Annotated in this window: 12 protein-coding genes; 6 read left to right on the top strand and 6 right to left on the bottom strand. The window is 71.9% G+C overall.

Features of this window, described 5'->3' with window-relative positions; all coding sequences use genetic code 11:
* The first annotated feature begins 1 nt into the window (after position 1).
* Positions 2 to 946: an aldo/keto reductase gene (locus tag FHR32_RS07520; protein WP_184753635.1), complete on the top strand. Its 945-nt coding sequence runs from the start codon at positions 2 to 4 to the stop codon at positions 944 to 946.
* Positions 947 to 1,090: 144 nt separating this feature from the next.
* Here the strand turns inward: FHR32_RS07520 and FHR32_RS07515 are convergent, their stop codons facing one another.
* On the bottom strand, positions 1,091 to 1,561 hold the full coding sequence (locus FHR32_RS07515) for a MarR family winged helix-turn-helix transcriptional regulator (RefSeq protein ID WP_184753634.1): 471 nt from the start codon (positions 1,559 to 1,561) through the stop codon (positions 1,091 to 1,093).
* Between the two features lie 59 nt (positions 1,562 to 1,620).
* On the opposite strand from FHR32_RS07515, the gene FHR32_RS07510 reads away from it, so the two are divergent.
* Positions 1,621 to 2,031, top strand: coding sequence for a cupin domain-containing protein (locus FHR32_RS07510; protein WP_184753633.1), 411 nt, complete (start codon positions 1,621 to 1,623; stop codon positions 2,029 to 2,031).
* A gap of 151 nt (positions 2,032 to 2,182) precedes the next feature.
* Here the strand turns inward: FHR32_RS07510 and FHR32_RS07505 are convergent, their stop codons facing one another.
* The 5 genes from FHR32_RS07505 to FHR32_RS07485 form a co-directional block, all read right to left on the bottom strand.
* Entirely contained in the window at positions 2,183 to 3,181 is a 999-nt protein-coding gene (locus FHR32_RS07505) for an Lrp/AsnC family transcriptional regulator (protein ID WP_184753632.1), read from the bottom strand.
* A 78-nt stretch (positions 3,182 to 3,259) separates the two neighbouring features.
* Positions 3,260 to 3,934 (bottom strand): FadR/GntR family transcriptional regulator, encoded by a 675-nt coding sequence (locus FHR32_RS07500; protein WP_184753631.1) that lies wholly within the window; start codon positions 3,932 to 3,934, stop codon positions 3,260 to 3,262.
* A 37-nt stretch (positions 3,935 to 3,971) separates the two neighbouring features.
* Positions 3,972 to 4,991 carry an MBL fold metallo-hydrolase gene (locus FHR32_RS07495; RefSeq protein ID WP_184753630.1) on the bottom strand — a complete coding sequence of 340 codons (1,020 nt, stop codon included), beginning with the start codon at positions 4,989 to 4,991 and terminating at the stop codon, positions 3,972 to 3,974.
* A gap of 19 nt (positions 4,992 to 5,010) precedes the next feature.
* On the bottom strand, positions 5,011 to 6,168 hold the full coding sequence (locus FHR32_RS07490; RefSeq protein WP_184753629.1) for a steroid 3-ketoacyl-CoA thiolase: 1,158 nt from the start codon (positions 6,166 to 6,168) through the stop codon (positions 5,011 to 5,013).
* Positions 6,169 to 6,284: 116 nt separating this feature from the next.
* Positions 6,285 to 6,998, bottom strand: a complete 714-nt coding sequence (locus FHR32_RS07485; protein WP_221465301.1) for a TetR family transcriptional regulator — start codon at positions 6,996 to 6,998, stop codon at positions 6,285 to 6,287.
* Between the two features lie 281 nt (positions 6,999 to 7,279).
* Here FHR32_RS07485 and FHR32_RS07480 point away from each other — a divergent pair, with 281 nt between their 5' ends.
* From FHR32_RS07480 to FHR32_RS07465, 4 genes are read left to right on the top strand one after another with little or no spacing between them, the layout of a single operon-like run.
* Positions 7,280 to 8,365, top strand: a complete 1,086-nt coding sequence (locus tag FHR32_RS07480; RefSeq protein WP_184753628.1) for an acyl-CoA dehydrogenase family protein — start codon at positions 7,280 to 7,282, stop codon at positions 8,363 to 8,365.
* On the top strand, positions 8,365 to 9,519 hold the full coding sequence (locus FHR32_RS07475; RefSeq protein WP_184753627.1) for an acyl-CoA dehydrogenase family protein: 1,155 nt from the start codon (positions 8,365 to 8,367) through the stop codon (positions 9,517 to 9,519). Before FHR32_RS07480 ends, FHR32_RS07475 begins: the two co-directional genes overlap by 1 nt.
* Positions 9,516 to 10,475 (top strand): bifunctional MaoC family dehydratase N-terminal/OB-fold nucleic acid binding domain-containing protein, encoded by a 960-nt coding sequence (locus FHR32_RS07470; protein WP_184753626.1) that lies wholly within the window; start codon positions 9,516 to 9,518, stop codon positions 10,473 to 10,475. The genes FHR32_RS07475 and FHR32_RS07470 overlap by 4 nt, the downstream gene beginning before the upstream one ends.
* On the top strand, positions 10,472 to 10,885 hold the full coding sequence (locus FHR32_RS07465) for a MaoC/PaaZ C-terminal domain-containing protein (RefSeq protein WP_281390843.1): 414 nt from the start codon (positions 10,472 to 10,474) through the stop codon (positions 10,883 to 10,885). Before FHR32_RS07470 ends, FHR32_RS07465 begins: the two co-directional genes overlap by 4 nt.
* Positions 10,886 to 10,909: the final 24 nt, after the last annotated feature.

Here is a 10,909-nt window from a genome sequence, read left to right as displayed (position 1 = left end):
CATGACCTTCCCCCTCAGCACCTACGGCTTCGGCTCCGCCCCGATCGGCAACCTGTTCACCGCCGTGGGCGACGACGAGGCCAGGGCGACGGTGGACGCCGCCTACGACGCCGGGTTCCGTCACTTCGACACCGCGCCCCACTACGGGCTCGGCCTGTCGGAGCGGCGGCTCGGCGCCGCCCTGGCCGGGCGGCCGCGCGACTCCTACACCCTGTCCACCAAGGTCGGCCGCCTGCTCGTGCCGGCGCCCGCCGGTGGTCCCGCCGGCAGGGACGACCAGGGTTTCGACGTCCCCGCCGACCTCCGCCGGGTGTGGGACTTCTCGCGTGACGGCGTGCGGCGGTCGCTGGAGGAGAGCCTGCTCCGGCTCGGCCTCGACGCGGTCGACATCGTGCTCATCCACGATCCGGACGACCACTGGGAGCAGGCCGTGTCCGAGGCCTATCCGGCCCTGGCCGAGCTGCGTGACCAGGGAGTCGTCAAGGCCGTCGGGGTCGGCATGAACCAGTCGGAGATGCTCACCCGGTTCGTCCGGGAGACCGGCGTGGACATGGTCATGCCGGCCGGCCGCCACACCCTCCTCGATCGGTCGGGAGCCGAGGAGCTGCTGCCGCTCTGCCTGGAGCGGGGCGTCTCGGTGCTCGCCGCCGGGGTGTTCAACAGCGGCCTGCTCGCCACCCACGAGCCGTCGGGCACCTACGACTACGCCCCCGCCTCCGAGCCGCTGCTCGCCCGCGCCCGCCGCGTCGCGGCCGTGTGCGAACGCCACGGCGTCACCCTGCCCCAGGCGGCGCTGGCCTTCCCGCTGCGCCATCCGGCGGTCGCCTCGGTGGTGGTCGGTGTCCGGTCCGCCGACGAGGTCGCCCGCAACGCCGCCCTGGTCGCCCGGCCCGTCCCCGAGGATCTCTGGGCCGACCTCGTCGCCGAGGGCCTGATCCCGGGCTAGCACGCCGGACCTGCCCGCACCGGAGGATCCAGCCCTCACCGGGCGGAGCCTCCCGATCCGCGGGCTACCGGAATACGGGCCGGTGCCCTGGTCCTCAGTCCTGGGTGAAGACCGGGTGGGAGTGCCCGCCGGGTGTGCTGCCGCTCAACTCCCGCCGAACCAGCCGGGGACGTCGAGCCGGAAGACGTCCGTCGGGGTGACCTTGCGCAGGTCGGCCTCCAGCGCGCGCAGCCGTTCCTCGCCGAGCGTCTCGGCCCAGCGGGCCCGCAGATCGTCGAAGATGCGGGCCGAGCGCACCAGGGAGTCGATGCCGCGCTCGGTGAGCCGTACGACCTTGCGCCGCGCGTCACGCGGGTCGGAGCCGCGCTCCACGTAGCCGAGCTGCTCCAGTGCGTCGACGGTCTTGCCCGCCGCCTGTTTGGACACTCCCAGGCGGCGGCCGAGTTCGGCGGCCGTCGTGCCGTCGGGGCCGATCGCCTGGAAGACGAAGCCGTGCATCGGACGCATGTTGGGATGGCCCTGCCGGGCCAGCTCGTCGTGGAGCTCGTCGATGAGGACGCGGAAGCCGAGGAACAGCCGGAGCGGCAGCTCGAAGCCCGGAGGGTCACTTGACACGATAGACAACCTGGTTCACTATTTAGACAATCATATTGTCTAATGTAGAGGATTACCCGATGCCTGTCATCCGCCATGCGGAAAGCCGCCGGACCGAGACCCCCAACGCCGTCATGACCACGCTCGCCTCCCCGACCCAGGGCGGCTCGGGGCAGGCCGTCTGGCGCGTCGACATGCGCCCCGGCCAGGCGGGCCCGCCGCACGCCATCGACGCCGAGCAGGTGTGGACCGTGCTGGACGGCGGCGCGACCGTCGAGCTCGACGGCGAGAAGCTCACCGTCGGGCCGGGCGACACCCTCGTCATCCCGGCCGACGTGCCGCGCCGCCTGAGCTCGGACCAGGCGGCCGGGTTCGTCGCCATCGTCGTCGCCCCCGCGGGCATGCGCGCCTACGTGGTCGGCGACACCCGCGTCTCGGCGGACTGCGCCATCCCCGACGGCGACAAGCTCCTGCCGGCCTGGGTCGCCTGAGGGGCGCCGCTCGATCGGCCGGCGGCGGGCGGCGCTGCTGCCGTGGGCGACGGCCGCGTTCCTGCTCGTCGCGCCCGTCGCCGCACTGGACTCGACCACCGCTACGTGCTGCCCGCGATCCCTGTGGCCTGCCTCGCCGCCGCGCTGGGCGTCACGAAGAGCCGGTCGGCCCGGCTCGGCGCTCCACCCGGCCGTCTCTCTTGATCATGAAGCCGCGCTTGAGCGGACGGAGCATCACGGTCGTCTCGATGGCCCGCATGCCCCGCAGCCCGCCGATCATCCGCAGGAACGCGTACAGCTCCGCCCTGCCGGGCAGGGCGGTCTGCGCCACCAGCTGGTGGTCCCCCGCCACAGCCGCGACGCACCTGACCTCCGGCCGGGCGGCCAGCGCCTGTCCCACGGCCTCCACCTCGCTCTCGACCACCCGGAGCCAGAGCACGGCCTCGGTCGGCAGTCCGAGATAGGCGGGTTCGATCTTGGCACGGACACGCAGGATGCCCCGGCGCAACAGCGAGTCCAGGCGGCGGCGGGCCGTCGACTCGCTGGTCCCGGTGGCCGCCGCGACCTCGGCGTGGGTGGCGCGGCCGTCGGCGGCCATCACCGCGATGATCTGCTCGTCCTCGGCGGAGGGGGCCTCCCGCGCGCGCTGGAAGCGCCCCGGCGCCGGGGGCCACTGCTCGTGCAGCTCCTCGGTCTCCTGCTGGGTGAGCACGCCGAGATGCCAGTCCAGGGGGGTGCTGAAATACTTCAACGCCGGGTAGACGGTGATCTCCAGCACCCCGTCGATCGCCGGGATGTCCTGCAAGAGCAGGTCCTGCAGGGTGTCGTCGGCCACGGACAGCTCCGCCACGCAGTCCGCCGACCCCGAGACCAGCGTGACGAACCGGGCCTGCGGCAGCTCGCTGAGGGCCGCGCCCACGCCGGCCGCCGAGCCGGGGCGGCAGCGCAGCCGGAGCACCACCGAGTCCAGCCGTAGATCGTCGACCATCCCGATCACCGAGAGCACCCCCGACTCCCGGAGCCGGGTGGCCCGCCGCGCCACGTTGCGGGTCGGCTCCTTCAGCACGCGGGCGATCCGGTCCCAGGTGGCCCGGCCGTTCACCTGCAGGGCGGCGACCACCCTCAGATCGACTCCATCGAGTGGCTGCATGGGGGGCTCATCCTCGTGATCGCAGAATCGGTCCGCCCCAAGCGTACGACTTTATGATCTTTCCTGATGTGCGCTTGCTCAGGCGAGTGCGCTGCGCAGCCACTCCTCCACGCCGGCGATGTGGACCGTCGCCCAGGCGCGGGCGACCTCGGGCTGCCCGGCGGCGATGGCGTCGCAGATCGCGGCATGCTGCTCGCGGGTCTTCTCCAGGGCGTTCTCCTGGGTCAGGCCCCGCCAGATCCGGGCCCTGGTGGTGGGGCCCGACAGGCTCTCTATGAGGGAGCACAGCACCGCGTTGCCCGAGCCCGCCGCGATGCTCTGGTGGAACTCCAGGTCGTTGGCGACGAGCTGTTCCACGCTCGGGTCGGGGGGCAGCGCGGCGAGGATCTTGCGCAGCCCGTCCACCTCGGTCTCGGTCATCCGCGAGGCGGCCATCGCGGTCGCCGCCGGTTCGAGGATCCGCCGGACCTGGAAGAACTGCAGCACGGTGTCGTCCTGGTGGAAGTCCACCACGAACGACATCGCGTCCAGCAGGAGCCTCGGCTCCAGGCTGGTCACGTACGTGCCGTCGCCCTGGCGTACGTCCAGCACGTTGATCAGAGCCAGCGCGCGGACGGCCTCCCGCAGGGAGTTGCGGGAGAGGCCGAGCCGTTCGGCCAGGTCGGCCTCCTTCGGCAGCCTGCTGCCGGGGGAGAGCTCACCCGAGAGGATCATCTGCTTGATCTTGTCGATAGCGGCGTCGGTGACCGCCACGCTTCACCATCCCCTGGGTCCCTCATACATCGGATGTCTATGAGTGTAGGGCGAAGCGGACCGGGTCCACCTCCGGTGTGCGGCGGATCACGCCCCGGACCTCCAGGGTGCGCAGATGGGCCGCGGCCTCTCCGGCGGCCATGCCTCGCAGCATCGCCGACAGCTCCTCCCAGGAACGGTTCCAGGTCATCCGGGCGGCGGTCTCCCAGATGGTGAGGGGCTCGCCGGCCTCGGCCAGCAGGGCGGCGAGCCGTACGAGCTTCTCCTCGTGGTGCGTGTGGATCTCCGTCGCCCGGGCAGCCGTGTCCTGAAACACCCATTCATGGGCGGGCAGGGCTTCGAGGTCACCCAGGGCCGCCACCTTCTCCAGCGACTCCAGGAAGTCGCTGAGCGGGTCCACATCGGCGCGGTCGTAGGGGTAGACGGCGATGTGCGGGGTGATCGCCGGCAGCACGTGGTCCCCGGTGAAGATCCGGCCGGCGTCCTCCAGGTGCAGGCAGATGTGGCCCGGAGTGTGGCCGGGGGTCCAGACCGTGCGGAGCCTGCGGCCGGGCAGGTCGATCAGGTCGCCGTCGTGGAGCGTCCGGTCGGGCAGCGCGGGCGGCCGCGGCTGGTGCGCCGACACCTCCTCCACCTCGACCCTGGCCGCCCCCGCCCGGCGCAGCATGTCGGCACGGAACTCGCGGTGCCCGCCGGCGTCGAAGCCGCGCAACAGCTTGACCATTGCGATGTCGGCCTCGTGCATGGCGATCCACGCCCCGGACTCCTCCCGGACCCGCCCGGCCAGACCGGCGTGGTCGGGGTGGTAGTGGGTGACCACCACCCCCCGGACCTCACGGACGTCCATGCCTATGGAGGACAGCCCGTCCCGCAGCGCCAGCCAGGCCTCCGGATGGTTCCAGCCCGCGTCGACGAGCACCGGCCCGGCGGGGGACTCGATCGCGTAGACCAGGGTGTAGCCGAGCGGGCTGCCGGGGATCGGGACGGGCACGCTCCACACCCCGCCGCCGGCGTCTGTCGGGCGCTGCTCGCTGTACGGCCTGCGGCGGGACTTCACAGGTGGTGCTCCTCAGCTCTTACAGTCGTTCGAGGACGGTCGCCGTGGCCAGCGCCCCGCCCGCGCACATCGTCACCAGGGCGGTGGACGAGTCGGATCTCTCCAGTTCGTGCAGGGCGGTGGTGATCAGCCGGGAGCCGGTCGCGCCGACCGGATGGCCGAGGGCGATGGCACCGCCGCCCGTGTTGACCCGGTCCATGTCCGGTCCGTGCACCGACGCCCAGGAGAGGACGACCGAGGCGAACGCCTCGTTCACCTCGAACCGGTCGATGTCCGAGACGGTCATGCCCGCGGCGGACAGGACCCTGGCCGTCGCGTCCACCGGTCCGTCCAGGTGGTAGTACGGCTCGGCGCCGACGAGCGCCTGGGCGAGGATGCGGGCCCGGGGGCGCAGGCCGTGCCGGGCGGCGGCCTCCTCGCTCATCAGCAGCACGGCCGCCGCGCCGTCGGAGATCTGGGAGGCGGTGCCCGCGGTGTGCAGGCCGCCGTCGCCCATCACCGGCTTGAGCCTGGCCAGCCCCTCGACGGTCGTCTCGCGCAGTCCCTGGTCGGTGTCCACGGTCCGGCTCTCACCGGTCGGCTGCCCGTCCTCGCCGAGGACGGGGGCGGTGACCTTGACGATCTCCCGGTCGAACCGGCCCTGTGCCCACGCCTCGGCGGCCAGTCGCTGGGACCGGGCGCCGAACCGGTCGAGCCGCTCGCGGGTCAGCCCGCGCCGCTGGGCGATCCGCTCGGCGGCGGTGAACTGGTCGGGCAGGTCGATGGCCCAGTCGTCGGGCCGGGGGCTGGCCGGGAGCACGTTGCTGCCCAGCGGCGCGCGGCTCATCACCTCGACGCCGCAGGCGACGCCGACGTCGATGACGCCCGCCTGGATGAGGGCCGCGACCAGGTGGACGGCCTGCTGGGAGGAGCCGCACTGCGCGTCGATCGTGGTCACGCCCGTCTGGTACGGCAGGCCGGCGTAGAGCCAGGTGTGCCGGCCCACGTGCCCGCCCTGCTCGCCCGCCTGGGTGACGCATCCGGCGAAGACCTGGCCTACGGCGGACGGGTCGATCCCCGACCTGCCGATTAGGCCGTTCAGCGCGGCGGCGAGCAGGGCCTGCGGCTTCAGCCCCGCCAGCCAGCCGTTACGCCTGCCGATCGGGGTTCTCACGGCCTCGACGATCACTGCACCCATACGATCCCCTCGCCCGGCGGCTCGGAGCCGGCGTCCGCGAGCCGGTCCCTCTAGAACGTCGCTCTGGTCATCTTCCGACTGTGACCGTAACGCGTTCTAGTTTCAGACGGAAGGTCTCAGGCCGGAGCGGGAGGCTGCAGATCGGCGAGCAGGCGGGTGGCGGCGATCTCGATGCGGCGCTGGATCTGTTCGTACGTGCGGCGGCCGCGGAGCATCTCCAGCAGCTCGTGCACCCAGACGCTGGACAGCGAGCCGGCGAGGGCGAACTGCTCCTCGGTGGCGGTCTCCGCGGTGAGCTCGTCTCCGGCGACGCGCAGCAGCAGGCCCGTCATGCGGTCCCCGAACGGGGTGTCCACCTCGGCCATGATCAGTGAGCGGATGAGCGCGTCGGCGAGCTCGGGCTCGCGCATCAGGCCGCGCGTGGCGCGCATCAGGACGTCGACGGCCCGGCCCGAAGGGGTGGCGGCACCGGGTGGGCGGCGCTCGATGCTGCTCTCCAGGAGGTCGAGCTCCTCGCTGACGACGGCGACGACGAGGTCCATCTTGGAGGGGAAGTAGCGGTAGAGGGTGCCGAGGGCGACTCCCGCGCGCTCGGCGACGGTGCGCATCTGCATGGCCTCGACGCCGCCGCGCGAGGCCAGGGCGGCGGCCGCCTGGACGATGCGCTTGCGCCGCTGGTGCTGGCTCCTCGTGCGGACGCCCGAGGACGCCGGTTCGCTCTGCACGCCGGGTGCCCCCTTGGTCTTGGCCCGTCCGGCGGCGCTCGGGGGCGGCGGGCCGGGGAGGCGCGAGGCGACCGGCGCCTCGATGGTCACATGCGGGGTACGCATGAGAACACGTTATCTGATTTCCGGATACTCTGATGGGTTACCCGCTAGTCACAAAGATGGCCCGCCCTTTCATGGCATATGCGCTACGGCGATGTGTCGTCGCTTATTGCGATCGGCCGCCTATGGACAAATAATAGAATGTGTTCTACTTTTCGGGACGGCTGACTTGAGCACCATCGCCGGGAGGCGTGACGCCCGGGCGGGCGGACCTCGGCATCCGGCGGCATCACCGAGATCGACGAGTTCATCCGGCACGGCCGGCGGCACCCTCTGGAGCGCTAGTGGACTTCAATCTTGATGAGACACAGAGTGACCTGCGCAAACTCACGAAAGAGCTCCTCGGCCGGGAGGCGACGGGCAGCAGGCTCGAAGCCCACGAGGCGAGTGGCGCGCCGTACGACGCGGAGCTGTGGGGCTCCCTCGCCCAGGCCGGGCTGCTGGGAGTCTGCATCCCGGAGGAGGCGGGCGGCGCCGGTCTCGGGCCGGTCGAGCTGGCGGTCGTGCTGCGGGAGATCGGCGCGCACGTGGCCCCGGTCCCCGTCCAGCAGAGCCTGGTCGCCGCGCTGACCGTCGCCCGCCACGGCTCCCGCGAGCAGCGCGAGGCGCTGGCACCCCTGGCCGAGGGCGAGGCCGTACTGACCTCCGCGCTGCGCGAGCCCGGCCGCGACCTCGGTGGCACGCCCACCGTGACCGCCCGCAGGGACGGGGGCGGGTGGTCGCTGCACGGACGCACGGGCGCGGTGCCGTACGCGGCCGAGGCGGCGAAGGTCCTCGTCCCCGCCGTCACCGAGGACGGCGTCGGCGTGTTCCTGGTCGCCCCGGGGGCGACGACCCTGCGGCCCCTGCGCGTCTCGACCGGTGAGCCCACCGCCACGCTCACGCTGGACGGCTCCCCGGGCGAGCCGGTGGGCGGGCAGGACGGCGAGGCGTTCGGCGGGCTGCGCAGGCTGGCGCTGGCGGGGACCCTCGCCGTCGCCTCCGGCGTGCTGGCCGGGGCGCTCGCGCTGACCACGGAGTACATCAGGACGCGCAGGCAGTTCGACCGGGCGCTGGCCGAGTTCCAGGCCGTGACCGTGCAGATCGCCGACGTCTACATCGCCGGCCGGACGCTGGACGTGGCCATGTGGGCCGGGGCGTGGCGGCTGGCCGAGGGGCCGGAGGAGGAGGCCGAGACCGACCTGGCCGTCGGCGCCCTCACCGTGACGGACTCGGCGCTCGCGGCGCTCTACACCTGCCAGCACCTGCACGGTGGGATCGGCCTGGACGTGACCTACCCGCTGCACCGCTACTTCGCCTGGGGCAGGCACCACGCCCATCTGCTGGGCGGCGTGGAAGCCCGGCTCGACACGATCGGAGCGCTCATCTGATGCTGATCGACCTGACCCCCGAGCAGAAGCGGCTCCGCGACGGACTGCGCGACTACTTCCAGGCCTGCCTGACCGCCGAGGACCGCGAGCGGATCTCCGCCGACCCGTTCGGCCACGCCTACATGGAACACTGCCGCGCCCTCGGCCGCGACGGCAAGCTCGGGCTGGGCTGGCCGGAGGAGTACGGCGGCGGCGGGTACGGCCCGCTGGAGCAGCAGATCTTCGCCAACGAGATCGCCCGCGCCGAGGTGCCCTACCCGATCATCACGGTGCAGACCGTCGGCCCGACCCTCATGCAGTACGGCACGGCGGCGCAGAAGGAGTTCTTCCTGCCGCGCATCCTGGCGGGGGAGTGCCACTTCGCGATCGGCTACAGCGAGCCCGGGGCGGGCACCGACCTGGCGTCCCTGCGCACCACCGCGGTCCGCGACGGCGACCACTACGTCGTCAACGGCCAGAAGATCTTCACGTCGGGGGCGCACTACTCCCAGTACATCTGGCTGGCCGCCCGCACCGACCCGGACGCCAAGAAGCACCGCGGCATCACGATGATGATCGTCGACTGTGCCGACCCGGGCTTCTCGTGGACCCCGATCACCACCATGGACGGGCGTCACCACACCAACTCCACCTACTACGCCGACGTGCGCGTGCCGGTGGACATGGTGGTGGGCGAGGAGAACAAGGGCTGGGACCTGATCGTCAACCAGCTCAACCACGAACGGGTCACGCTGGGTCCGGCGGGCAACCTCGCCCACACCTACGACAGGTTCCTGCGCTGGGCCCGCAACACCGGTCTCGTCGAGGAGCCCGCCGTGCGGCGCGCGCTCGGCCGGGTCTACGCCTGCTTCCGGACCAACGAGCTGCTGAACTGGCAGGTCGCGGCCAACATGGACCTGGGCTGGCTGGGCGCCCCCGACGCCTCGGCCACCAAGATCTACGGTTCGGAGCGGATGCAGGAGGTCGGCAGGGTCGTCGGCGACGTCCTGGCCCGCTTCGGCGACCCGGACGACCCGGAGACGGCCGACTTCGTCGCCCGGCTCGACCGCGGCGTCAAGGGCGCGATCGTGCTCACCTTCGGCGGCGGCGTCAACGAGGTCCAGCGCGAGCTCATCGCGATGCTCGGCCTGAGCCTGCCGAGGCCGCCCCGATGAGCGCGGCGGACGGTCCCGGCTTCCACGACCTGCTCCTGGCCCTGGCCGAGCGTCAGGCGGCGGTCGGCGAGGTTCGGGGCGTCGCGGCGGCGGACCCGGTGAACCTCCCGATGATCCGGCACTGGGTCGCCGCCATGGGCGACGCCAACCCGCTCTACACCGACGCAGAGGCGGCGGCGGACAGCGTGCACGGCGAGATCGTGGCGCCTCCGGCGATGGTCCAGGTCTGGAACATGCCCGGCGTGGGCGGGAGGGACGAGCAGGAGAGCAGCCCGATCGGCGACGTGCTCGGGACGTTGGACGCGGGCGGCTACACCGGCGTGGTCGCGACCAACTGCGAGCAGACCTACCGGCGCTACCTGCGGCTCGGCGAGCGGCTGGTCCCGGCCACCCGGTTCACCGGGCTCTCCGGGCCCAAGAGGACGGCGCTCGGCGAGGGCTACTTCGTCACCTGGAACATCACCTGGTACTCCCGGGACGAACCGGTGGCCCACATGCTGTTCCGGATACTGAAATTTCGTCCGCGGGAGCAGAAAACCAGCCCCGGCATCCGCGAGCCGTACCCGCTGCGGCCCGCGGTCAACGGAGACACCGCGTTCTTCTGGGAAGGTGTCGCCAAGGGGGAGCTACGGATCCAGAGCTGCGCGGACTGCGGCGAACTCCGGCACCCCCCGGGCCCGGTCTGCCCGTCGTGCCGTTCGGCCAACCGGACGCACCTCGTCGCCGGCGGCGAAGGCGAGCTCTACAGCTACGTCGTGCACCACAACCCCCCGGTTCCGGGGTTGAAAGCGCCTTTTGTGGTCGCTGTGGTGGAGCTGCCGGAAGGTGTGCGGATCGTGGGCAATGTCGTGGACTGCCCGCCTGAAGAAGTGGGTATCGGTATGCCGTTGCGTGTGACCTACCGCCAGATGGACGACGAGCTGATCCTGCCGATGTGGGCCCCCCGGGAGACATGATGCGGACACTTACCGAAGATCAGGTGGAGGTCGGGTCTCTTCTCCCCGATCTCGTGATCGAGCTCAGCCCCACCGTGATCGTCTCGACGGCGCTGGCCACGATGGACTTCACCCCGGTCCACCACGACGTCGAGGGCGCCCGCGCGCAGGGATCGAAGGACATCTTCCTCAACATCCTGACCACGATGGGCCTCGTCGAACGCTATGTCACCGACTGGGCGGGCCCCGAGGCGCTGATCCGCGGCATCAACGTCAAGCTCGGCGTCCCCGCCTACGCGGGGGACACGCTCACCTTCACCGGCACCGTCGTCGCGTGCGAGGACGGTGAGTTCACGGTCGAGGTCTGCGGCAAGGTGAGCCTCGGCGACCACGCCTCCGGCACCGTCCGGTTCGCCCTGCCCGACCACTGAGCACGGTCTCCCGTGATCCCCCGG

Source organism: Streptosporangium album (genome assembly GCF_014203795.1).
Lineage (GTDB): Bacteria > Actinomycetota > Actinomycetes > Streptosporangiales > Streptosporangiaceae > Streptosporangium > Streptosporangium album.
The sequence above is the reverse complement of the archived record's forward strand: the minus strand, read 5'-3'. Positions and strand labels throughout refer to the sequence as shown.